Annotated in this window: 24 protein-coding genes; 16 read left to right on the plus strand and 8 right to left on the minus strand. The window is 75.5% G+C overall.

The window, feature by feature from the left end:
* Positions 1–106: 106 nt before the first annotated feature.
* Entirely contained in the window at positions 107–913 is an 807-nt protein-coding gene (locus tag ACIPYS_RS29170; RefSeq protein WP_400751538.1) for a LysR family transcriptional regulator, read from the minus strand.
* Positions 914–1,090: 177 nt separating this feature from the next.
* On the opposite strand from ACIPYS_RS29170, the gene ACIPYS_RS29175 reads away from it, so the two are divergent.
* The 3 genes from ACIPYS_RS29175 to ACIPYS_RS29185 all read left to right on the plus strand — a co-directional run bounded on the left by ACIPYS_RS29175 (position 1,091) and on the right by ACIPYS_RS29185 (position 3,215).
* Positions 1,091–1,816 (plus strand): SDR family oxidoreductase, encoded by a 726-nt coding sequence (locus tag ACIPYS_RS29175; protein WP_400751670.1) that lies wholly within the window; start codon positions 1,091–1,093, stop codon positions 1,814–1,816.
* Positions 1,817–2,058: 242 nt separating this feature from the next.
* Positions 2,059–2,664, plus strand: coding sequence for a hypothetical protein (locus ACIPYS_RS29180; RefSeq protein WP_400751541.1), 606 nt, complete (start codon positions 2,059–2,061; stop codon positions 2,662–2,664).
* A 137-nt stretch (positions 2,665–2,801) separates the two neighbouring features.
* Complete coding sequence (locus ACIPYS_RS29185) at positions 2,802–3,215, plus strand: cold shock domain-containing protein (protein WP_400751674.1); 414 nt, start codon at positions 2,802–2,804, stop codon at positions 3,213–3,215.
* A 76-nt stretch (positions 3,216–3,291) separates the two neighbouring features.
* Here ACIPYS_RS29185 and ACIPYS_RS29190 read toward each other — a convergent pair whose 3' ends face one another.
* On the minus strand, positions 3,292–3,879 hold the full coding sequence (locus tag ACIPYS_RS29190; protein ID WP_093864005.1) for a lytic polysaccharide monooxygenase: 588 nt from the start codon (positions 3,877–3,879) through the stop codon (positions 3,292–3,294).
* A 164-nt stretch (positions 3,880–4,043) separates the two neighbouring features.
* The gene (locus tag ACIPYS_RS29195) at positions 4,044–4,958 is read right to left on the minus strand and encodes a haloalkane dehalogenase (RefSeq protein ID WP_400751544.1); all 915 of its coding nucleotides are present in this window, start codon (positions 4,956–4,958) and stop codon (positions 4,044–4,046) included.
* 181 nt (positions 4,959–5,139) lie between these two features.
* Between ACIPYS_RS29195 and ACIPYS_RS29200 the strand changes: the two genes are divergently transcribed.
* Both ACIPYS_RS29200 and ACIPYS_RS29205 read left to right on the plus strand, forming a co-directional pair.
* Entirely contained in the window at positions 5,140–5,628 is a 489-nt protein-coding gene (locus ACIPYS_RS29200) for a MarR family winged helix-turn-helix transcriptional regulator (RefSeq protein ID WP_400751677.1), read from the plus strand.
* 147 nt (positions 5,629–5,775) lie between these two features.
* The gene (locus ACIPYS_RS29205; protein WP_400751547.1) at positions 5,776–6,267 is read left to right on the plus strand and encodes an RICIN domain-containing protein; all 492 of its coding nucleotides are present in this window, start codon (positions 5,776–5,778) and stop codon (positions 6,265–6,267) included.
* 91 nt (positions 6,268–6,358) lie between these two features.
* Here ACIPYS_RS29205 and ACIPYS_RS29210 read toward each other — a convergent pair whose 3' ends face one another.
* From ACIPYS_RS29210 to ACIPYS_RS29220, 3 genes are all read right to left on the minus strand, one after another.
* The gene (locus ACIPYS_RS29210) at positions 6,359–6,898 is read right to left on the minus strand and encodes a hypothetical protein (protein WP_400751550.1); all 540 of its coding nucleotides are present in this window, start codon (positions 6,896–6,898) and stop codon (positions 6,359–6,361) included.
* A 165-nt stretch (positions 6,899–7,063) separates the two neighbouring features.
* Positions 7,064–7,636 carry a hypothetical protein gene (locus tag ACIPYS_RS29215; protein WP_400751552.1) on the minus strand — a complete coding sequence of 191 codons (573 nt, stop codon included), beginning with the start codon at positions 7,634–7,636 and terminating at the stop codon, positions 7,064–7,066.
* 48 nt (positions 7,637–7,684) lie between these two features.
* Complete coding sequence (locus ACIPYS_RS29220) at positions 7,685–8,503, minus strand: hypothetical protein (protein WP_400751555.1); 819 nt, start codon at positions 8,501–8,503, stop codon at positions 7,685–7,687.
* 692 nt (positions 8,504–9,195) lie between these two features.
* On the opposite strand from ACIPYS_RS29220, the gene ACIPYS_RS29225 reads away from it, so the two are divergent.
* The 3 genes from ACIPYS_RS29225 (at position 9,196) to ACIPYS_RS29235 (ending at position 13,318) form a co-directional block, all read left to right on the plus strand.
* A complete protein-coding gene (locus ACIPYS_RS29225; protein WP_400751558.1) occupies positions 9,196–9,651 on the plus strand; it encodes a hypothetical protein in 456 nt (151 codons plus the stop codon).
* Positions 9,652–9,823: 172 nt separating this feature from the next.
* On the plus strand, positions 9,824–12,883 hold the full coding sequence (locus ACIPYS_RS29230; RefSeq protein ID WP_400751560.1) for an AAA family ATPase: 3,060 nt from the start codon (positions 9,824–9,826) through the stop codon (positions 12,881–12,883).
* A gap of 255 nt (positions 12,884–13,138) precedes the next feature.
* The gene (locus ACIPYS_RS29235) at positions 13,139–13,318 is read left to right on the plus strand and encodes a hypothetical protein (RefSeq protein WP_093863994.1); all 180 of its coding nucleotides are present in this window, start codon (positions 13,139–13,141) and stop codon (positions 13,316–13,318) included.
* Between the two features lie 160 nt (positions 13,319–13,478).
* Here the strand turns inward: ACIPYS_RS29235 and ACIPYS_RS29240 are convergent, their stop codons facing one another.
* Both ACIPYS_RS29240 and ACIPYS_RS29245 read right to left on the minus strand, forming a co-directional pair.
* Complete coding sequence (locus ACIPYS_RS29240; protein ID WP_093863993.1) at positions 13,479–13,916, minus strand: hypothetical protein; 438 nt, start codon at positions 13,914–13,916, stop codon at positions 13,479–13,481.
* Positions 13,917–14,132: 216 nt separating this feature from the next.
* Positions 14,133–14,945 (minus strand): SDR family NAD(P)-dependent oxidoreductase, encoded by an 813-nt coding sequence (locus ACIPYS_RS29245; protein ID WP_400751565.1) that lies wholly within the window; start codon positions 14,943–14,945, stop codon positions 14,133–14,135.
* Between the two features lie 260 nt (positions 14,946–15,205).
* Between ACIPYS_RS29245 and ACIPYS_RS29250 the strand changes: the two genes are divergently transcribed.
* The 8 genes from ACIPYS_RS29250 to ACIPYS_RS29285 all read left to right on the plus strand — a co-directional run bounded on the left by ACIPYS_RS29250 (position 15,206) and on the right by ACIPYS_RS29285 (position 22,508).
* Positions 15,206–15,859: a hypothetical protein gene (locus ACIPYS_RS29250; protein ID WP_400751568.1), complete on the plus strand. Its 654-nt coding sequence runs from the start codon at positions 15,206–15,208 to the stop codon at positions 15,857–15,859.
* 113 nt (positions 15,860–15,972) lie between these two features.
* Positions 15,973–16,416 carry an NTP pyrophosphohydrolase gene (locus ACIPYS_RS29255; RefSeq protein ID WP_400751571.1) on the plus strand — a complete coding sequence of 148 codons (444 nt, stop codon included), beginning with the start codon at positions 15,973–15,975 and terminating at the stop codon, positions 16,414–16,416.
* 548 nt (positions 16,417–16,964) lie between these two features.
* Complete coding sequence (locus tag ACIPYS_RS29260) at positions 16,965–18,635, plus strand: ATP-binding protein (protein ID WP_400751573.1); 1,671 nt, start codon at positions 16,965–16,967, stop codon at positions 18,633–18,635.
* A complete protein-coding gene (locus tag ACIPYS_RS29265) occupies positions 18,632–19,039 on the plus strand; it encodes a roadblock/LC7 domain-containing protein (protein WP_093863989.1) in 408 nt (135 codons plus the stop codon). The genes ACIPYS_RS29260 and ACIPYS_RS29265 overlap by 4 nt, the downstream gene beginning before the upstream one ends.
* Positions 19,036–19,395 carry a DUF742 domain-containing protein gene (locus tag ACIPYS_RS29270; RefSeq protein ID WP_093863988.1) on the plus strand — a complete coding sequence of 120 codons (360 nt, stop codon included), beginning with the start codon at positions 19,036–19,038 and terminating at the stop codon, positions 19,393–19,395. The genes ACIPYS_RS29265 and ACIPYS_RS29270 overlap by 4 nt, the downstream gene beginning before the upstream one ends.
* Positions 19,376–19,996 carry an ATP/GTP-binding protein gene (locus ACIPYS_RS29275; RefSeq protein ID WP_328958804.1) on the plus strand — a complete coding sequence of 207 codons (621 nt, stop codon included), beginning with the start codon at positions 19,376–19,378 and terminating at the stop codon, positions 19,994–19,996. Before ACIPYS_RS29270 ends, ACIPYS_RS29275 begins: the two co-directional genes overlap by 20 nt.
* A 265-nt stretch (positions 19,997–20,261) precedes the next feature.
* Positions 20,262–21,677, plus strand: a complete 1,416-nt coding sequence (locus ACIPYS_RS29280) for a cytochrome P450 (protein WP_400751679.1) — start codon at positions 20,262–20,264, stop codon at positions 21,675–21,677.
* 186 nt (positions 21,678–21,863) lie between these two features.
* A complete protein-coding gene (locus ACIPYS_RS29285; protein WP_030395138.1) occupies positions 21,864–22,508 on the plus strand; it encodes a dihydrofolate reductase family protein in 645 nt (214 codons plus the stop codon).
* Positions 22,509–22,541: the final 33 nt, after the last annotated feature.

A 22,541-nucleotide genomic window follows, 5' to 3' on the forward strand; every position in this document is an offset into this window, starting at 1 on the left:
GGGCCGGCGGCACCCGGACTACCGACCGGGCTGTGCTTTCGCGCGTTCCGGCGACGATGCTACGGCGAACCGGCTTTCACCGCACGGAATTCCGACGATGGCCGGATCACGACCCCGGCGCGCGGAGCACCTCGGCGGCGGTCTCCAGGAAGTCGGCCACCGGTCCCGGCCCGTGGCCCTCTGGCGCCGCCAGACAGGTCGCGACCGGCGGGTGGTCGTCGACCGGGAGGTGGACCAGCCCGGGACGGGCGTACGCCCGCATGACGCTCAGCGGCACCAGGGCGACGCCCTGGCCGGAGGCGATCAGCTCGAACTTCTCCTCCAACGAGGCCGTCCGCCGGGTGATGACCGGCTCACCCTCGAGATCCGCCAGCACCAGCGCCTGCCGCCCGGCCAGCGGGTGGCCCGCCGGCAGGCAGGCGACCTTGGTCTCGTGGCCGACCGGGACGGTGTGCAGCCCCGAGTCGTCGAACGGGTGCCGCAGGAAACCGACGTGCGCCCGGCCGTCCCGGAGCGGCACGTCCCGCTCGACCCAGGGCAGCGGGAGCACGTCGACCACGACGTCCGGGTGGCGCGCGGTGAAGGCCCGGATCGCCTCCGCGACGTGCAGGCCCGCCGAGAAGCCCACCACGAGCCGGCGCTCCGGGCTGCCCGCCTCCCGCACCCGGCGCACGGTGCCCGCCACCGCGGCGGTGATCCCGGGCGCCTCCTCGTACAACCGCTGCCCGGCGGCGGTCAGTTCGACGCTGCGGGTGGTCCGGGTGAACAGCGGGCAGCCCACCTCCTGCTCGAACGCCCGGATCTGACGGCTGAGGACGGGCTGGGCGATGAACAGTGCGGCCGCCGCCCGGCCGAAGTGCCGGTGCTCGGCCACCGCGACGAAGTAGCGCAGCTTGCGCAGGTCCAGATCCATGCCCGCACGGTATCAATGCGCCCCAAAGGGTATTGGACGCCCGGTCGGCACTGCTCGGAGACTCGTACCGTGACCGCCCGGCGCCCCTCGGCGCGGGCGCCCCGGGACATCGTCCCGCTCTCCGCACCGGTGCCGTCAGGCCCTCGTCGAATCAGGACCCTCGTGAACAACAGCCCCATGAACGACGCCTTCGTGAACGACACGCACACGACCGGCACCCGCAGGACCGCCCTCGTCGTCGGTGCCTCCCGGACCCTCGGCCTCGGGATAGCCGCCGAGTACCTCCGCCGGGGCTGGGACGTCATCGGCACCGTACGCGGCGACCGGCCCACCGGCCTGCACGAGCTGTTGGACACCGCCGACGGCCGACTGACCGTCGAGTCGCTGGAGATGACCGATCCGGCCTCGGTCGCGGCGCTCCGCGACCGGCTGGCCGGACGCACCCTCGACCTGCTCTTCGTCAACGCCGCCATCACCCGGGGCGACCTGCCGATCGGCGAGGTGCCGACGGAGATGTTCACCGAGGTCATGGTCACCAACGCGCTGAGCCCGCTGCGCGTCGTCGACGTCCTCCGCCCGCTGGTCGCGCCGAACGGCACCATCGGCGTCATGTCCTCCGACCAGGGCAGCATCACGCACAACACCCGGGGCAGGCAGGACCTCTACCGGGCCAGCAAGTCCGCACTCAACCAGCTGATGCGCTGCGACGCCGCCCGGCACGCCGACGACGGCCGGACCCTGCTGCTGGTCGACCCGGGCTGGGTTCGCACCGGACTCGGCGGCCCGCACGCCGAGTTGAGCGTTGAGGAGAGCGTGCCGGGGGTGGTGGAGACCGTCGAGGGCCACCGCGGGGCGGGCGGCCTCCACTTCGTCGACCACCTGGGCGAGGTCGTGCCCTGGTAGAGCCGCGGCGACGGTGTCGCGCGCGGGTGACGATGTCGCGGCCGTGTCACCGTTCCGCCCCGGGCCGGGCCCGGGACCGCCCACGGGCTGGGCACACCGGGCAGCAGCACGTGACACTCGTCACGGCGGACGTCCGGGGGGGCGTCCGCCACCACGGGTCTCGGGGGAAGGGGGCCGAGTTGACGGCTGCGGTCAGGGACAGGGACACGGAACGGTGGACAGCGGCGCAGCGGCGGAGCGCCGTGCTGGTACCGGTGGTGGCGGCCGGGCTGGTCGCCGCGGCGGCGCCGGTCGTGTGGTGGGAGTCCCAGGACACGCCGGGCGGCCGGACCGGCTGGCTGCTGGCCGCCGGCGCCGCCCTGGTGGCACTCCTCGCCACTGCCCGGACGGTGATCAACGATCTGCCCGACCGCGACTTCGCGGCGGCCTGGGTCGGCCTGCTGGCGGTCCCCGCGTTCGCGCTGGGCACGGTGTTCGCGGCCGCGCAGACCGCCCACGCCGTCGACGCGGCGCGGCACGAACCGCGTCGGGTGGCCGCCACGACGACCGACTGCCGGGTCACCGGGCGCAGCGTCAACGACCAGAACATCGGGCGCGACCTCTACGGCTGCACCTACCGCTGGTTCGTCGACGACCGGGAGTTCCGCGAGGAGCGGCCGACCCGGGAGCTGTACCCGGACGGCCGCGAGACCTCGGTGTGGCTCGACGGGGACCGGATGATCACCGAGCGGCCGAGCGGGATCGCCGTCCCGTTCTGGGGTGCGACCGCGGCGGCCGCCCTCGTCTGCACGGTGATGCTCGCGGTGTTCCTCCGCCGGAAGGCCCGGGTGGCGGGTCTGGTCCGGTGACGGCCGAAACACGGTGACGGCCGAACGGCAGCGCCCGGTCCGCTCCCGCCCCGGGCGCCCGGTCGTCTATCCTCTACGTCAGGTGTCGGGCAGGGGGCCCGGGTTGTCCTTGGGGGTACGAAGTGGTCACCGGTCGTGTGGTGCGTTACGACAGTGTGCGGGGTTACGGGTTCATCGCTCCGGACCACGGCGGGGAGGACGTCTTCCTGCACGTCAATGACATGTTGATGCCGGAGTCCGTGGTGCACTCCGGCCTGGTGGTCGAGTTCGAGATGGAGGAGGGCGACCGCGGGCTCAAGGCCTCCTCGGTGCGCCTTCCCAAGGGCGCGCTCGCGCGTCCGGCCGGCGCGGCCGGTACGGTCCCGCTCGTGCCGCGGTCGGCGGCCGACCACGACGACGCGGAGTGCGACGTCCTCACCTCCGCCGAGTTCGTGGCGGAGGTGACCGAACTGCTGCTGGCGCAGGTGCCGTCGCTGACCGGCGAGCAGGTGCTCAAGGTGCGCGAGGCGATGCTCCGTTGCGCCAAGGGCCACGGCTGGACCGAGGGCTGAGCGGCACACCCGCGCGCTCGGACACCCGCGCCCCGGGGCCGACGGCCCCGGGGCGCGGGTGCTGCTACCGATCGGCTCAGAAGAGCACGTCGGTGCAGGAGTAGAACGCGTTCGACGTGTCCGCGACGTCCCAGACCGCGACGACCACGTGGTGACCGGTGCGGCCCGTGGGGAGGGTCCCGGTGTGGGTGGTCGTGGCGGCGGGCTGACGGCCGTTGTACGGGACCGTCAGGAACGGCGTGAGGTCCAGGTTCGCCCGGGTGATCTTCTGGGTCGGGTCGTAGCCGGGCTTGGTCAGGAAGTACCGGAAGTTGGTGGTCGAGTGCCGGGCCTCGATCTCCCAGGTGAAGGTCTGCTGGGCACCGGCCGTCACCTTGGTGGTCGGCCAGGCGCCGTTGCGCGGGTTGTCGAGCGGGGCCCAACGGGCGTCCGCCCCGGCGCAGATGGTGCCGTCGGCGGGACCGCGGGTCGGGAAGCCCTTCGGGCCCTCGACGCTCTGCGGCTCCCACTGGATGTCGCCGCAGTTCTTGACGACACCCGCACCGCACAGGGCCGAGCGGCTCGGCGGCAGGTTGATGAATCCGTGCGAACTGGCCGGGACGGCCATCGCGAGCGGGACGGCGACGGCGGCCAGGGCCGCGCCGACGGCAAGGCGTTTGCGCATGATGCTCCTCCGTGGGGGTGGATGGAGAGTGCGCCCGGCCCAGGACACGCGCGTGGGGGTGCGCCGACCAAGAGGATCTTGGCATGCCTGCGCCAGGTGAATGCCCATACCGTAGGCAGCGCGCGACCCCTCGTCAATGGTCTGGACCACTTGCCGAGCAACAATCAATCCCCTTGTACAACAGGTGCGTTGATATTCACCAAGCGGCGCCGCCCTAGCCATCCGGCGATCGCGCGGCCGATCTCCTCCGGTCGGTCCTCGGGGGCATGGTGCCCGGCCGGACCGCAGTGCTCGACGGTGAGCGCGGCGATGTGCTCGCGCGCCCAGGCGATCACGGCCTCCCCGACCAGCAGGGTCGGCGAGGAGTCGAAGGTCAGCAGCAGCTTAGGCACCCCCGGACTGTCGGCCAGCCAGCGGCCGTACGCCTCCATCCGCGCGACCACCTCGGCCGGCTCGCCGTCGATCGGCGTCATCCGGGACCAGGCCAGCATCGGGCGACGACTCTCCGGCGTCGGGAACGGCTCGCGGTAGGGCCGGACCTCGTCCTCACCGAGCGGGTTCAGCACCCCGCCCTTGAATGCCGTCTCGATGAAGATGTTCTGCTCCAGCACGAGCTGCTCGCCGACACCGGGCGTGCGGAACGCCTCGGCCCGGGCCCGGGCCGGCGGTGGCAGCTCCTCGGCGGCCAGCGGCTTGAGGAAGGTCTCCAGCAGCACGACCCCGGCCACCCGGTCCGGACACCGGGCCGCCCGGTCGAGCGCCAGGACGCCACCCCAGTCGTGGCCCACCAGGACGACCCGGTCGAGGCCGAGCGCCTCGAACCAGGCATCCAGATAACGGGCCTGGTCGTCGAAGCCGTAGTCGACGGCAGGCTTGCCGGAGGCACCCATGCCGATCAGGTCGGGCGCGAGCACCCGGGAGCGACCGGTCAGCTGCGGGACCACCTTGCGCCACAGGTGGGAGGAGGTGGGGTTGCCGTGCAGCAGCACCACCGGCGGGCCGCCCGCCTCGGCGGCGGGGTCGTCGGCACCGGTGTCCAGGTAGGCCAGATGGGAGTCGATCACGGGGACGGTGAGCATCGGGACGGTTCCTCTCGTCGCACGCACGGGGCGAGGCGCGCGGGGCGGCGCTCGGCCACTCCGACACATTTGTTAGTTGCACTAACGGTAAACGAGCACGACGGTACATCGTTAGTGCGACTAACACAATGGATAGACTTCGGGCGTGAACAACGACGAGACGCCCCGCTCCCCGGGCGCCATGACCGGCCACACCGCTCCAGTGCGGATCCGCAGCCTGCCCAGCCGACTGCTGGCCCTCAACGGCCTGCACGCCGACCGCCTGGTGAACGACGGCCTGGCGGCGGAGGGCGCCCGCAAATGGCACTTCGCCGCCCTCACCGCACTCACCGAGGGCGGCCCGGCGAGCCAGTCGGAGCTCAGCCGACGCACCGGCATCTACCGCAGCGACATGGTCGCGGTCGTCAACGAACTCGCCGAACGCGGCCTGGTCGAGCGCACTCCCGACCCGGCCGACCGCCGCCGCAACGTCATCACGGTGACCACCGGGGGGCGCGCCCACCTCCGGCGCCTCGACGCCGTCGTCGACGCGGCCCAGGACGCCCTGCTCGCCCCCCTCGATGCCGGGGAACGCGCCCGCCTGACCGAGCTGCTGACCCGCCTCCTGGACCACCACGAGCGCCCGGCCGCGGCGGCCGGCACCTCCGCCCCGGACGCCGCCGACGGGTGACGCCACCGGCCCGGAGCCGACCGGACCGGGCCGAGCGGTTCGTGCGACAGAGGGACGATTGGGGACGGAGTGCTCGGACCGCGCCGTGGGACGGGTATGTCCTGGCGCGGCCGATGCGCGGTCGCGACGACCGGAAGGATCCCAGTGATGCGTCGAGAGTTCCTGTTCGCCGCCGCGGCCGCCGCCGCGTTCACCCTGACCGCCACGACACCGGCCTCGGCCACCGGCCCGTCCGCAGCCACCGTCCCGTCCGCGGGCAGCACGGTGCGGCTGCAGCAGTACATGTCCGACCGCTGCCTGGAGAACGTCGGCGGTGTCTCCGTCTCCACCGCCCTCTGCAGCGTCCGGGCGCACGATCAGCAGTGGACATGGACCCCGCTGGCACCGGTCGGCCCGGCGACCCTCACCAACCGGGAGAGCGGGCTGTGTCTGGACAGCGACGCCGACGGCACCGTCCGCACCAGCCCCTGCGTCACGGGCACGGCTTCCCAGCAGTGGAACTACCAGCAGGCGCCGAGCGGCGCCTTCCAGCTCCAGGACGTCGGCACCGGCCTGTGCCTGATGGGCGATGTCGACGGGGAGGCGTTCACCGTCCCCTGCCGGGGCATCGGCACCTGGGTGCCCGTCCGCGCCCACTGACCGCCCGCCCCCGCGCACCCCGGCCCGGGTGCGCGGGCGGGTGGCCCGCCCCCGGACCGGTCCGGGGGCGGGCCACCCGCCGTGTGCGGGGTCAGCCGCGGTAGACCTGGATCTCGCGGACGTTGTCGTTGAAGGAACCCAGGCCGAAGGCCGGCAGCTCCAGGTCCGGCTCCGACTCCCGGAAGTCCCGGCCCCACAGGTGGACCTTGTTGCAGCCGTAGTAACCGTCCATCGAGGACACGTGCTCCGCGGCCTCGAGGTAGTTGACGAGGTGGTAGCCCTCCGCGTCGCAGCCGCCGGCGTCCCCGTAGAACGAGTAGATGCTCTCCACGCGGTTGACGTCCTTGTACTCCTCCAGAATGATCGTCCGCTCCGGGGTGTTGCGCTTGCCGGCGGAGCGGTTGGGGGCGTCCGCGAGGGCGAGCGCGTCCTCGCGGGACACGGCGGAGCATGCCTCGCCGAGGACGCGGGAGTGCCCGGCGGGATCCAGGGTCTTGCTGACGACGGCGGCACAGTACTGTGCCGCCGTCCTGGACGGCGCCTGCGGGGCGGGCGGGGCCGCCGCGACGGTTCCGCCCAGGGCCAGACACACCGCCACGGCGGGGCCGACGAGCTTCGGGGACAAACGCATGGACTACCACCAGACGTGAGAAGGGGACGGCGGCCGGGAAAGTGGCCACCGTCCCTCATTTCGGCAGACGCCCCGGCACCACGCCCGGCCGACACGCCGCGCCGCTCCCCAGGGCCACCCACCTGCGGCGACGGAGCGGAATCCCGGAGGTCCGCGGACGGACGGTCAGGGGCCGCCCGGCCCGCCGGGAGTGTGCCCCAGCTCGGCGATCGCCATCGCCCGGGCGCGGAAGGCCGGGAGCCGGTCGGGCGCGATCCGGTACCGCTCCGGCACCGTGGCGGCGCTCGCGGCGTCGAGCAGGTCGGCCAGGCCCAGGTGGGTCCAGTCCCCGTGCAGGGAGTTGTAGGCCACCATGAGCGGGCCGACCTCGGCCCTGAGGCCGGCCACCGCCGCCTCGTCGAGCCCCACCCGGGCCAGGGCCGCCGCGGTCGCGGCCCGCCGCGCCGGTGTGAACTCCGTGTCGAGGAAGGGTTCGAGAAGATGGCCCCACACGTCGGGCCTGCACACCACAGGGATCCCGTGCCGTCGGCAGAAGTCCTCCAGCTCGGCCCGCTGCACGGCCGAGAGGAACAGCGTCTCCCCCGCGACGGTCCGGACCTCCGGCGGCGCGGCCGCCGGATCGGCGTCCCGGACCGCCGTCACCGGGACGGCCTCCGCCCGGGCCCGTTCCCCCGGACGGAGCTCGGACGGCGGGCGAAGGAGCCGACCACCCATCAGAACGCTGGTCCTCGTGTCCATCTCGTCATCATCACAGGCCGACGGCTGCCCGCCGTCGGCCGCGGGTCGTCAGCGGCGGATCGTCGGGACGGACTCGCCGTAGGCGCGCAGGCGGTGGACGGCGTGCAGCCAGCGCAGTTCGGTGCCGCAGGCGCGCAGGGCCGTGCCGAGGGCGTGGCGCATCGCGGCGTCGACCGCCGCGCGGGCGGCGCCGGCGCCGGGTGCCTCCGGGCGGTCGCTGTCGGCCAGGTCGGCGAGCCGGCGGGACGGGTTCCAGCCGATGTCCGCCGCGCCGCCCGCGCCGACGGCCCCTTCCCCGGCTCCACCGTCGCCCTCACCCTCGCCCGGCGGGCAGGGCGCCAGCGTGATGCCGGTGCCGCCGAGGTGGGCGGCGAGGGGCAGCCCGGCGAGCGCGGCACTGCGCCGGAGCGTCTCCAACAGGGCGGCGGTCATACCCAGTTCGACCGGAGTCGGACCGGCGGGTCGGGGCACCAGGACCCCGGGCGGGACGCGGAGCCCCGCCGCCGGGACGGCCGGCGGGACGACGCGGAGCTCCCCGCCGGAGCCGTCCCGGGTGGTCTCCAGACCGAACGCGGGCAGGAACTCGGCGAGCGCGTTGAGCATGGCCGTCCCGACCACCTCGCGGGCCGGACCGGCCGACTGCCCCGGCTCGGCCATCGCGGCGGCGCCGGTCAGCCGGGGGGAGGGCAGCCAGTCGAGCGCCGCCGCGCCCGCGCACCGGTCGGCGTCACCGGTGGGCCGGGCCGGGCGGATCCGCACACCGGGCCCCTCCTCGCCGAAGGCGACCGGGAGCCCGGAGAGCAGTACCGCGTCGGTCAGACGGTCGGCCAGGTCGGGGTCGACCCGCCCCGGCGGTGGAGGAGTCAACGGTCCTGGCCCTTCGGTCGGCTGATCAGGTGCATTGTCGAACTCCCGTTCCCCGCAGGGCCAGTGCCCAAACGCCCGGCCCCGGAGCACGGGAGGACGCCGGATCCGGCGTCCTCCGGACACGGCGATGCCCAGGAAGGAAGGTACCGAGCGGAAAAGTGCATCACCACGGCACGGCCGACCTCCACCTCGGAACGTGGCCCGGTCGGCGAGGACTTCTGGCTGCCACCGGGCGACGAATTCACCGTGATCCCGGGAGACGGAGCGCGGGATCCCCGGTTCACGGTCGTCGCTGCCGACGAGCGCCCGGTCGTGTGGATCTTCGAGAGTGGTGACCCCGAGGACGTCATTGTCGACCACGTGGTCACCGACCGTCGTGGGACCGAGCTGGAGTGCGGTCACCAGAATCCTGGTGACCGGACCCCGGGCTGACGTGACTCCTGGCCGACCTGCACGGTCCGGGCGCCGCCGGCGCCTGTCGGGGCGCAGCAGGGGCCGCCCGGGCGGGGGCGGTACGTACGGCCCCGCACAGCAATAGGTAGTGGCCCCCATTGATCCCCGTACCGTTCCGGGAGTCCGCTGGGTACCGGCCCCGAGGCCGCCCGGGATCCGTCCCGGCCCCGCCCCTCCCCCACCTGCCGCCCGGTGCCGACCTCCCCCGCACGCACAGTGACCAGAGCCAGGTGAACGGCATGCACGACCTCCACCGAGCGGCACGTCCGACGATGCGGCGGGCCGCGGTGTACCTGCGGTGCCGGCCCTACGACGCGCGGGAGGCCGACTACATGCGCACGGCCATGGAGCAGCTGGCCGACCGGCTCGCCCTGCCGATGCCGGACGTGTACACCGACCACGGGCTCAGCACCCGGGAACCGCTGCCGGCGCTGGAGAACCTGCTGGTGGCGGCCGAGCGCCGCTGGGTGGACGTCGTGCTGGTGCCGGGCCCGTTCGTGTTCGCGCTCGACGACCGGGCGGCCGCGGAGACCGTCCGGCGGTTCGCCCGGGCGGGCTGCGAGGTGGTCGAGGCACCGGGGCGGGTGGTCCGGCCCGTCGGGGTGCCGCGGCTGTCCGCCGTCCCCGGTCTCGGCCCGGTCCGCCCGCGTCGTCCCGCTCCCGGCGGGGACCCGGCCGCGTACCAGGCCGTCTGAGACCGGGCCGTCCGGACGGGGCCGCGGGACGCTGCCCCGTGCGGGCCACCGACCCACCCGCCCGGTGCCACCCCGTCGGGCGCGGGCATCATGGGGGTATGCCCGCTCAGACTGGATCCGCCCCGCGCCGGGGTGCCGACGGCCGCGCCGGGCGCGGCCGGGCGCGGCGCCGATGAACCGGCCGTCGTCGCCGGCCGCGCCGGAGGGGGGAGCCCCGGGGGCCGCCTTCGTGGGCCGGGCCGGTGAACTCGCCCGGCTGACGGACGCGCTCGCCCGGCCCCCGGCCGTCCTGCTCGTCGAGGGCGAGGCGGGCAGCGGCAAGTCGCGGCTGGTCGCCGAGGCGGTCCGGGCGCTGGGCGGGACCTCCGGGGGCGGGACCGCCCCCCGTCGGCCGGTGCTGCTCGGCCGGTGCCACCCGTTGCGCGAACCGGAGCCGTTCGGGCCCGTGGTCGACGCGCTGCGGGACGCCGCCGCCCTGCTGCCGCCGCCCGCCGAGCTGCCGCCCAGCACGGGGGCGCTGCGCCTGGTGCTGCCCGATCTCGCCGCCCAGCTGCCGACCGTGCCGCCGGACGGCGGGACCCTGCTGTCCGCGCGCCGGTTGCTCGCCCAGGGGGTGCGGGCGCTGCTCACCACGCTCGACGCCCCGGTGCTGGTGGTCGAGGACCTCCAGTGGGCCGACGACGCGACCCTCGACCTGCTGGTGCGGCTGGCCCGTGACCTGCCGCCGCGGCTCGCGCTGGTGCTCACCTACCGTCCCGAGGAGCTGCCGCCCGGTGCCCCGGCGCCCGGCGCGGTCTTCCGTCCGGCGCCGGACCCGACCGGTGGGCGGGGGGATGTCGACGCGCCGGTGCGGCTGGAGCGGCTGCAACCCCTGGACGAGACGGCGGTCGCGGCGCTGGCCCGGTCGGTACTCGGCCCGGCGGCGACGCCCGACCTCGCGCGGGTCCTGCACGAGCGCAGCGAGGGTCTGCCGCTGGCCGTCGAGGAGGACCTGCACACCCTGGCCGAGCACACGACGGCCGAGCGCACCCTGGCCGAGCGCACCGCGGCCGGCCGCGCGCCCACCGACGCCGCACTCGCCGAGCGCGCCCCGGCCGACCGCGCGGGTGCCTCCGCCGCGCGTACCGCCCCCGTCGACCCGGCGGCCGTCCTGGCCGCCGCCGACATCCCGCGCGGACTGCGCGACGCGGTGACCGAGCGGCTCGCCCGCCTGGGCGGCGACGGCGCCGCCGTCGTGGCGGCCGCCGCCGTCCTCGGGGCGCCGGCCGACGAGGCGCTGCTGACCGCCGTCGCCGGACTGGACGCCGAGGCCGGGGCCGACGGCCTGACCGAGGCGCTGCACGCTGCCGTCCTGCGGGAGACCGCACCGGACCGCTACGCCTTCCGCTCCCCGGCCGCCCGCCAGGTCGCGCAGGGGCGGATCGCCGGGCCGCGGCGCCGGGTCCTGCACCAGCGGGCCGCGGCCGCGCTGGGGACCAGGGAGCCCCGGCCGCTGGCCCGGATCGCCGAACACACCCTGGCCATGGGCGACCGCCCGGCCTGGCAGGACCTCGCCCAGGCCGCCGCCGACCAGGCCGCCGCCCTCGGCGACCCGGGCGGTGCCCGGCGGATGCTGCGCGGTCTGCTCGACGAGCCCGACCTCGACCCGCGCCGCCGCGGGCGGGCGGCCCTGGCGCTGGCCCGGCTGGCGGCCGACGACGTCGACCCGGCGGCCAGCGTGCAGGTGCTGAGCGGCATGGTCGCCGACCCCCGGCTGCCGGTCGCCGACCGGGGCGAGATCCGGCTCGCGCTCGGGTTCCTGATGGCGGTGCACAGCGGCAACCGCGCGGGCTTCGACCGGATCCGGGAGTCCCTGGAGGAGTTGGAGGAGCGCCCGGTGCGGGCGGCGCGGGCCATGGTGGCGATCGCCATGGACGAGCGCGACGGGGCCGGCCGCCGGGCCGGGGAGTGGCTCGCCCGGGCGGAGGGCCTGCTGGCGGCCAACCCGGACGAGGACGTGTCCGCCGCGGTGCGGGCCACCACGCTCACCTTCCAGGCCCGGGACGCCGATCCGGCGGTCTGGGACCGGCTGGACGAGCTGCCGCGCGACTCCGAGCGCCCCGAGGTGATGCGGCAGACCACCCGGGCGCTGTACAACGCGGGCGAGATCGCGATCGAGCTGGGCTACGACCGGCGGTCCGCGAACCTGCTGGAGGAGAGCCGCCGGCTGGCCCGGCTGACGGGCATTCCGTACCTGGAGTGCTACAGCCGGCTGGCGCTGATCCGGCTCGACATGCTGGCCGGGCGCTGGGACCTGGTGGAGCCCCGGTTCGCCCGGCTGGGAGCGGAGTTCGACGACCTGGCGATGGCCGGTGCCGAGCGCTCGCTGCTGTTCGGGCGGCTCGCGGCGGGGCGGGGCCGGCTGGCGCTGGCCCGGGAGGAGCTCGAGATCGCCGCCCGCTTCGGCCAGCGGGAGTCGCAGGTGACGGTGGCGCTGCGGGCGGCCGCCGGGCTCGGCGGCCTCCAGCTGCTGGAGGGCGACACTGCCGGGGCCGCCGGCACGGTGGGGCCGGCGCTGGCCACGGCCCGGCAGGCCGACGCCTGGGCGCGCACCGCCGATCTGCTGCCGGTCGCCGTCGAGGCGCTGCTCGCGACGGGCGGGCGGGCCGAGGCCGCGGGGGTCGTCGAGGAGGCGACGGAGTCCCTCACCGACCGGGACGCGCCGGCCGTGACGGCGGCGCTGCACCTCGCCCGGGGGCTGCTGCTGGAGGCGGACGGCGATCCGGGGGCGGCGGAGGCGTTCACCCGGGCCCGGGACCACTGGCAGGACATCGGGCGGCCGTACGAGGCGGCGCGGGCCGACGAGCGGATCGCCGCCGCGCTGGCCGCGCGCGACCGGGCGCGGGCGGCGGAGCGGATGACCGCCGCCGAGCGGGTCTACCTGGAGCTGGGAGCCACCACGGACACCGCCCGCTGCCGGAAGCTGCGCCGGGACCTCGATCTCGGCGGGATCGGCTCGCCGGGCCGCCGGGGTTACGGCAAGCGGCTGTCGCCGCGCGAACGTCAGGTGGCGGAGCTGCTCGCGCAGGGGACGGGCAACCAGGACATCGCCCAGGCCCTCTTCCTGTCACCGCGCACGGTGGAGCACCACGTGGCGAACGTGCTGGCCAAGCTGGGCACCGGACGGGCCGGGACGGCGCAGGCGCTGGCCCGGGCGGACGCCGAGGACCCGGCGGGCGGGGGCGGCGGGTGAGGACGGCGGGCGCGGGCGGGTGAGGACGGCGGCCGAGCGGTGCGCGGGGTGGGCCGGGGTGGGCCGGGGTCACCCGCAGCCGGCCCGGCGACCGGTCGGCCGGCCCGCGTGGGTGCCGCGCGGCGGGCGCCCCCAGCGTTCCCGCCCGCCGATAGGTAGTCACCCGCATTGATCCGGCCGGGCCGGGCCGGTTCCCTGGTGGTCATTGGCGAGCGAGCGGGGCAGCCGCTCCCCGACCAGGAGGGATCCCGAGTGATGACTGCACGCCACCACGCGTCGAGCGCGACCGCCGGACCGGCGACCGACGGCCCGGCCGAGGCCGGGTCCACGGTCCGACTCTCCCCCTCCCCCCGCAAGGCCGGGCACCACCCGGTCGCCCTGGTCCGGCTGGCCCGGCTGAGCCGGTCCGGCCCCGGAGCCCACTGGGCGCACTGAGCACCGACCGGGACCGTGTGGGCGGCTCCCGGTCGGGAAACGGGGGGAGCGGGCGCCGAACGGCCGGCAACGGCCCGGAACGGCTGACGCACCGAAGGAAGACGGGCCCTGCCTGGCCGACCAGGCAGGGCCCTTCGCCGTGCGGACGTCTCTGCGGGGATCAGCAGGACGCCGCGACGGAGAGGGTGACGGCGGCCGGCGGCCACCCCCACTGGGTGGTTTCGAGGGTCGCCTCGGCGGTGGAGCCGCACGGCAGGGCGCCGGAGATCCGGCCCACCGGGGTGGCCGACCAGCTGACGTTGACGGTCTGCGTGACGGTGCCGATCTCCGCGCCGTCGACGATCCTCGCGGTGAGGCGGAACGGCACCGGGCGAGGGGTCCAGCTGACACTGGTCGGCGTGGTCCGGCCGTGGAAGGTCACCTGGTCGCCGCTGACGATGGCGCAGATCTCGTTGACCACCACGCCCCGGTAGCTGGTGGCGCAGGTCCCCGGGACGCTCGGGGAGGCGGCCGCGTCGGCGGCGAGCGCGGTACCGGGGAGCACACCGGCGAGGGTCAGGGCGGCGCTGGTGGCGAGGATGGCAAGGGGCCGATTCATCGGGCTTTTCCCGTTCGTGGGTAGGGACGGCAGAGTGAAGCCATGTGACATTTCATGCTTCACACCTCACATGCTGCCATCGATTCAAGCGGAGGATTACCGTCCAGCCTTATCTTCGAAGCCGCTTGCTGATTTCAGCCTTTCAATGACTGAAATGCATCGCTCCGGCCGGTCGGGCGGCCACTCGACCGAGCGGCCGCTCGACCGGCCTTCCGGTCAGCCGTCCGAGCGCGGCTCCATCCGGAGTCCGAAGGCCGCCGTACCGGGGTCCAGCGCGGTCACCCCGCCGTCGACCGTGAGCACCGCGCCGTTCACATAACCCGCGGCCGGGGAGAGCAGCCAGCCGATCGCGGCGGCCACCTCCTCCGGCTCCCCCGGCCGGCCCGCCGGGGTCAGCGCCGTCGCCTCGCGGTAGGCCTGGTCGACACCCCCGGCCAGCCCGGCCTCCTCGGCGAAGCGCGCCATCCTGCGGTCCGCCATCTCGGTGCGCACCCAGCTCGGACAGACGGTGTTGGCCCGCAGGCCGAGCCGACCGTAGTCGACGGCGAGCGAGCGGCAGAGCTGGAGCAGCGCGGCCTTCGAGGTCGCGTACGCGGCACTGCCGGCGCCGTTGCGCAGCGCGGAGACGGAGGCGACCGCCACCACCGCGCCGCGCGCGACCAGCAGGTGCGGCAGCGCCTCGCGCAGCAGCAGGAAGGGGCCGGTGAGATTGGTCCGCATCACCAGCTCCCAGTCCTCCGGTGTCACCTCGCCCACCGAACCGCCCCGGCCCACACCGGCGTTGAGCACCAGTCCGTCGATCCGGCCGTAGGCGGCGACGGCGGCCGCGACCAGACCGCGGACGCCGTCCGGTTCGGTGGTGTCGGAGACGTGCGCGAGCGCCCCCGTCTCCCGGGCGACCCGCTCCAGCGGCTCGCGCCGACGGCCGGACACCACCACGTGGTGACCCTCGGCCCGCAGCAGCCGCGCGGTGGCCTCGCCGATGCCGCTCCCTCCGCCGGTGACGACGACTACGCGCTGGTCCGACATGGCTGTGACCTCCGGGATCGATGTTTCGTGAACCGTCGATCCTAGAGCGCGGGCCGGACGGCCCGTCAGATCGGGTCCGTGCACCCGCGGGTCCGGTCCCGGCGGTCGGGCCTCCCGGTCCTCCCGGCCCCCCGGGGCCGGACCCTGTCGGGGACGCCCGTCCCCCCGCGCCGGGTGTTGTCGGTGGCGGGCCGTAGATTCGGCGCGACCGAGCACCAGTCGAGCGATTCGCGGACAGGACACCGAGCCCGATGAACCCCGTGACCCCGATCCCCCCGGCCGCCGAGCACGGCATCGCGCTCGTCGAGCGCGTGATCATCTCCGTCGAGGCGGACCCGCACCGGCCGATCCTGGACTACAGCGCGTGGGCCGGGCCGTGGCTGACCGGCGAGCCCCGGCCGCTGCCGACCGGCGCGGCGGCCGGCGCGGTCTTCCCCAGCGGCCGACCGCTCCCGCCGAGCCTGCGGCGCTGGCTGGCCTTCGACACCGGGCTGCTGCGCCGGTTCGGCTGGCTCGACGAGGACGACCGCTTCACGCCCCGTCCCCTGGGCGAACTGGCGCGGGACGAACTCGGCGAGCTCTGGGGCTCCTGCTTCGACGGCGTCTCGGACCGCTTCGACGAGTGCTTCCTGCTGCCGGGCGGTTCCGACTCGCGCCGGGTCCTGGTGACCGGCGCGGGCGACGCGCACGGCGAGTACCCGGTGCTCGCGCTCGACGTGGACGACATCCCGTGCGTCGAGCTGATGTACCCGGGGCTGGACGTCTACCTCGCCGCCACCTGCGGGCTGCTGACCGTCGAGGGGGACGGCTACTCCGCGCTGGCCCGGAACCCCGTGTACGCCCGCCGGATGCTCACCCACGCGCAGCAGCTGTTCGGCGGGGAGTTCGCCGAGGAGTGCTTCCCCGACCTCTGAGCGGACCGGCACGGGCGGCTGACCGGCACCGCACCGCCCGGCCCGCACGCCCCCTCGCGCGCTCCGCGCCGGTCCCCGCGTCGCGCCGCAGGTCCGTGGCAGACTGACCGGCCATGGGTGAGAGCGAGGCCGGCGAGGCCGTCCCGGAGCTGCCGCTGCTCGTGGTGGACGGCGCCAACGTCGTGGGCTCGGTCCCCGACGGCTGGTGGCGGGACCGGCGCGGTGCGGCCGAGCGGCTGCGGGACGCGCTCGCGCCCGTCGCCGACCACGGGGTCCCGGGCGAGCGGGCCGACGTCCCGCCCTGGGCCCGGACCGGCCCGCTGGAGGTACTGCTCGTGGTCGAGGGCGCGGCCCGGGGAGTGACGGCCGCACCCGGGGTGCGCGTCGAGGCCGCCGGCGGCAGCGGTGACGACCTGATCGTCGAGATCGTCGCGGCGGCCCTCGCCGCCCGCCCCGGTCGGCGCTGCCTGGTCGTCACCGCCGACCGGGACCTGCGCGCCCGGGTCACCGCCCTCGGCGCCGGGGTGACCGGCCCCCGCGCCGTCCGCCCCGTCTGACCCCTCGTTCCCTCGCGGCGCTCCCGCGGCGCCTTCCCGGCCCTCGCCGCCGGCCTGGCCCGCCCCACCGCCTTCCCCGTCACCCGGACCGGGGCCTCGACGGCTCATCATTTCGGTGGACGCGGACCGGCCCCGGGCTGACGTCCCGGGCGCCGCCCACACCGCCCGGATCCGCGCCCTAGCACGAAGTGGCCCTTGCTCGGGGCAAGTTCACCCGGAGACCGCTCGCATTGGCGAACCGGGGGCGAGCGCCGGTTCGGGGCGCGCGGGGCGCGGTAAACCTGGTGCCATCACCGGCCCGGCAACGGGTCCGGAGGTCCGGCCGGACCGTTCCCTCCGGTGCGCGCGCCCGCCGTCCCCGGGCGCCGCACGGCGGAGACCCGCCCGGCCGCCGCACCACCCGCGCACCACCCGCGCGTCCCCGCCCACCGCTCCGAACCCCCGAGGCCCACCGGCCACCACTGTCCCGTTCCCCCACTCTTCCGATCGTTTGAGGATGCTGAATGCTTGGTGCTGGTTCGTCACCCGGACGCCGGCGCTCCGCCCCCGTGCTCGTCTGGCTCCTGCCCACCGTCGTGACGGCCGCCGTGGCCGCCGCCGCCGTGGCCACGGCCACCCCCGACTCGCGTCCGCGCATCGCCGTCTGCGCGGTGGTGGGCACCCTGGCCGTGGTCCTGGTCGCCGCCGAGGCCGCCCGCCGGGGCCGGGCGACGGAGGAACTGCGCGCGCGGGCCGTCCAGCGCGAGGGTGAACTGATCCGCCGGCTCACCCGGCAGGAGACCGAGTACATCCGGCTGGCCAAGTCGGTCCTGCCCGCCGCCATGGCCCGGCTCACCCACGGCGAGGGCCTGGAGGACGTGGTCAACGCGTACACCCTCCAGGACGTCACGGTCGGCGCGGAGTTCCGGACCGCGCAGCAGACCCTGCTGCGCGCCGTACTGGAGACCGTCGAGAACGAGGAGGCGCTGCGCGAGTCGTCACGGCGCTCCTTCGTCAACATCGCCCGCCGCGTGCAGGCGATCGTCCACCGGCAGGCCGCCGAACTGCGCGTCATGGAGCACCGGCACGGCAACGACCCCGCGGTCTTCGACGACCTGCTGCTGGTCGACCACGGCAACGCCCTGATCGGCCGCCTGGCCGACAGCATCGCCGTCCTCGGCGGCGCGCGGCCGGGCCGTCAGTGGAACCGGGCCGTGCCGCTCTACAGCGTCCTGCGAGGCGGCATGTCGCGGATCCTCGACTTCCAGCGGGTCGAGCTGCACCCGGTCTCCGAGGTGGCGGTGATCGGCCCGGCGGTCGAGCCGCTCATCCACGCGGTCGCCGAACTCCTCGACAACGCCACCCGCTACTCGCCGCCGCACACCGGTGTGCACCTGACCGCCGTCGAGGTGCAGACCGGCATCGCGATCGAGATCGAGGACGGCGGGCTCAGCCTCAGCGAGGAGGGCCGGGCCCGCGCCGAGCGGATGCTGCTGGAGGCGCAGGCCGGCATCGACCTCAACGAGCTGGGCGAGACCCCCCGGCTCGGCCTCGCCGTCGTCGGCCGGCTCTCCCGGGCGTACGGCTTCCAGGTCTCGCTGCGCCCCTCGGCCTACGGCGGGGTGCGCGCGGTGCTGGTCGTGCCGCAGGAGCTGATCACGACCGCGCCCGCCACCGGGCGGGCCCACGGCATCGGTGTGACCGGCTCGTCCGGTCCGGAGCCGGTGGACGACCGCCGCTCGCACACCTCGCCGCCGCCGCGGCGGCCGCTCTCCGGCTCGCTGCCGGGGCCGCTCAGCGGCGGGGAGGACGTGCCGGTGGTCACCGAGCGCACCGCCACCGGGCTGCCCCGCCGGCGTCGGCACGCCGCGCCGACCGCCCGGATCGGGGTCGCCCAGACGACCCGCACCACCACCTCCCGCTCCGGCGGCACGACCGGCCGGGCGGCGTCCCGGGGCGGCGCGGCGGGCGCGAACGGCACCCCGGGCGTGAACGGCGCCCCGGGCGTGAACGGCTCCTCGGTCCCGGGCGGCCCACCGGCCGTGCACGGCTCGGCGGGCCCGACCGGCCGGGGTGACGGGTCCGGCGGCCCACCGGACCGGCCCGGCGCCGATCCTTCGGCCCCGGCGGGGGCGGTGCAGCCCGGCCTCTGGCTGGCCGCCTTCACCGAGGGGGTCAACGGCACCGGGCCGGCGGCCGACCACGACAACGGGGACTCGACGCGGAGGGACGAGCGGTGATTCAGCCACGGACCAACATGGACTGGCTGCTCAAGCAGTTGGCGGACGAGGTTCCGCACGTCCGGAACGTCATCGTGCTCTCCGCGGACGGCCTGCGGATGGCCCAGCACGGCACCGAGACCGACACCGCCGACCGGCTCGCCGCCGCGTGCGCCGGTCTGCAGAGTCTGGCGGCGGCCGTGGGCCACGAGTTCCCGCACGGGGACGGCCGGATGCGGCTGGTGGTGATCGAGATGGGCGGCGGCTTCTTCTACATGATGGCGGCCGGCGCCCGGGCCTTCCTCGCGGTACTGGCCGACGAGGGCGTGGACGCCGGGCTGATGGGCCAGCGGATGCGCGACCTGGTCGCCCGGATCGGCGAGCACCTCAGTACGCCTCCCCGAAGGGGCGAGCCCGTCGCATGAGCACAGCCGGCCGGGACTGGGGCGAGGACGCCCCGGAACGCTTCTACGTGATCACGCGCGGCCACTCCCAACCGGCCGGACGGGCCGCGTTGGACCTGGTCACCCTGATCGTCTCCCGTGCGGAGCCCACCCCCTCGATGCCGCCCGAGCACGCGGCGATCCTGCGCCTGTGCGGATCGCCGCTCTCGGTGGCCGAGATCTCCGCCTACCTGCGGCTGCCGGTCAGCGCGGTCACCGTGCTGCTGGCCGACCTCGTGGCCGAGGAGCGGGTCGAGGCGCGCGCCTCGGTCCCGGCCGCGCTTCTCCCCGACCGTGCCCTGTTGGAGGCGGTGATGCATGGACTTCAGCGCCTCTGACACGGTGCGCGGGCCGGCCGACGAGGACCTGCTGCCGGACTCGGCCACCGCGGCCGTCAAGGTGGTCGTCGTCGGCGGCTTCGGCGTCGGCAAGACCACCCTGGTCGGCGCGGTGAGCGAGATCCGCCCGCTGACCACCGAGGAGACGATGACCCAGGCCGGGGCCGACGTCGACGACCTGGCCGGGATCGAGCGGAAGTCCGAGACCACGGTCGCGATGGACTTCGGCCGGATCAGCATCAGCGACGAACTGGTGCTGTACCTCTTCGGCACCCCCGGGCAGGAGCGGTTCTGGTTCCTGTGGAACGGCCTGTTCGAGGGGGCCCTCGGCGCGGTGGTGCTGGTCGACACCCGTCGGCTGGAGGTCAGCTTCGACGTGATCGGGCGGCTGGAGGACCGCGGGGTGCCCTTCGTGGTCGCCGCCAACGCCTTCCCCGGCGCGCCCGCCCACCCGGACGAGGAACTGCGGCTCGCCCTGGACCTGCCGCCCGAGGTCCCGATCGTCGCCTGCGACGCCCGGGTCCGCGAGTCCGGCCGGGACGTGCTGCTCGCCCTCATGCACTACCTCTACGACCTGGCGGGGTCGCGGGCCGCGCGGTGAGCGCACCGTCGGCCCCGCCCCACCCCCACCCCCGTCGACGACGACCTCCGGAGACACCGTGACCACCCCGTTCCGCGACGACGCCCCCCTCGCCCCGCCGGCCGGCTGCCCCGCCCACGGGGCCGACGCCCCGGGGGCGGACGCCCGGGGGACCGGCATCCCGAGCCCCGCCCGATCGGCGAGCACCGGATCCGCGAGTGCCGGATCCGCGAGTGCCGAACCGGGGAGCACCGAGCCGGGGAGCGACCGGCCCGCCCTCGACGAGCTGCCCGTCGCCGAACTCCGCCGCCTCTACGGGCCCGAGGCCGAGGCCGACCCCTCCGGCCTGTACGAGAAGCTGCGCGCCGAGTACGGGGAGGTCGCGCCCGTCCTGCTGCACGGCGACCTGCCGGCCTGGCTGGTCCTCGGCCACTCCGCCAACCTCACCGTGATGCGCACGCCCTCCCGCTTCTCCCGGGACTCGCGCCGCTGGCGGGCGTTCCAGGAGGGGCGGGTCGGGGCCGACTCGCCCCTGATGCCGGTCATCGCCTGGCAGCCGCTCTGTGTCTTCGCCGACGGCGCCGAGCACCGGCGGCTGCGCGGCGCCGTCACCGACGGCCTGAACGGCACCGACCGGCGCGGCGTCCGGCGCTTCGTCACCCGGTACACCGCCGAACTGGTCGAGGAGTTCGGGTCGGCCGGGCGGGCCGAACTGGTGAGCCGCTTCGCCGAGCACCTGCCGATGCTGGTGATGACACAGCTGGTCGGCATGCCCGAGGAGTACGGCCCGCGCCTGGTCGACGCGGCCCGGGACCTCATGAAGGGCACCGAGACCGCCATCGCCAGCAACGACCACGTGGTCGCGGCCCTGCGCCGGCTGGTCGAGCGCAAGCGGACCGACCCCGGCGCCGACCTCTGCACCCGGCTGATGCAGCACGGGGCCGGGCTGACGGACGACGAGGTGCTGGAGCACCTGCGGGTCGTGCTGCTCGCCGCGAACGAGACGACCGTCAACCTGATCGCCGACACCCTGAAGATGATCCTCACCGACGAGCGGTTCCGGGCCCACCTGTCGGGCGGCCACATGACCGTGCCGGACGCGCTCGACCAGGTCCTCTGGGACGCCCCGCCGATGTCGCTGGTCGCCGGCCGCTGGGCCACCGGGGACACCCTGCTCGGCGGGCAGCGGATCCGGGCCGGGGACATGCTGCTGCTCGGCCTCGCCGCCGGGAACGTCGACCCGGTCGTCCGGCCCGACCTGGCGAAGCCGCTGCACGGCAACCGGTCCCACCTGTCCTTCGGCAGCGGACCGCACGAGTGTCCGGGCCAGGACATCGGGCGGGCGATCGCGGAGACCGGGATCGACTGCCTGCTCACCCTGCTGCCCGACCTCCGGCTCGCCGTACCGGAGGAGGAACTGACCTGGACCTCGGCCTGGATCTCGCGCCATCTGGTCGCGCTGCCGGTGGAGTTCACCCCGCGCGAGCGGCAGCCCGCCGAGGCCGCCGCTCCCCCGGCCGCCGCGCCCGCCGCGGCTCCGGGTGCCGCGGCTCCGGGATCCTCCGGCCCGACTCGCTCCGGCCCGCCGTTCGCCGCGCCGACGCCGTTCGCCGGACCGACGCCGGTCGGGCCCTCGCCCGCACTCGTCCCCGGGCCCCGGCGCGGCTGGTGGGCCAGGCTCGCCGGGTGGTTCCGGCGCTGACGGGTCGGCGCTGACGGACAGGCACTGACGGACCGTGGCCGGCAAGGCCGACGCTGACCGGCCGGGGCGGTGCTGACCGGCCGGGCGGCGCGTCCCCGGCCGAACCGGACGGGCCCGCACTAAAGTCGGCGCGAGCCGGACGCGGCCCCTCCGCCGCGCCGAACCCCGCCCGTCGGAAGGTGCCCCGTGTCCCTGGTCCGCGTCCACAACTTCTCGGTCTCGCTCGACGGCTACGGCACGGGCGAGGGACAGAGCCTGGAGGCACCGTTCGGCCACGCCGGCGACCGGCTGCACAGCTGGTTCTTCCACACCCACACCTTCCGGGCCATGCAGGGCGGCGAGGGCGGGGAGACCGGCGTGGACGATGCCATGGCCCGGGCCTGGGGCGACGGGATCGGCGCGGAGATCATGGGGCGCAACAAGTTCGGTCCGCAGCGCGGCCCGTGGCAGGACCACGACTGGAACGGCTGGTGGGGCCCGCACCCGGTGTTCCGCACCCCGGTCTTCGTCCTCACCCACTACCCCAGGCCCACCGTGGAGATGGCGGGCGGCACCACCTTCCACTTCGTCGACGGCACCCCGCACGAGGTCCTCGCCCTCGCCCGGGAGGCCGCCGGCGGCCTGGACGTCCGGATCGGCGGCGGCCCGAGCACCGTCCGCGCCTTCCTCGCCGCCGACCTGGTCGACCATCTGCACGTGGTCGTGGTGCCCGTACTGCTCGGCCGGGGCGAGCGGCTGTGGGACGGGCTGGAAGGGCTGGAGAAGCGCTTCCGGATCGAGTCCGTCACCAGCCCGAGCCGGGTCACCCACCTCACCTTCACCCGGCCCTGACGGTCGTCCGCCCGGTCCCGCCCGCCTCCCCGC

It is taken from the genome of Kitasatospora sp. NPDC089913 (genome assembly GCF_044748625.1).
Lineage (GTDB): Bacteria > Actinomycetota > Actinomycetes > Streptomycetales > Streptomycetaceae > Kitasatospora.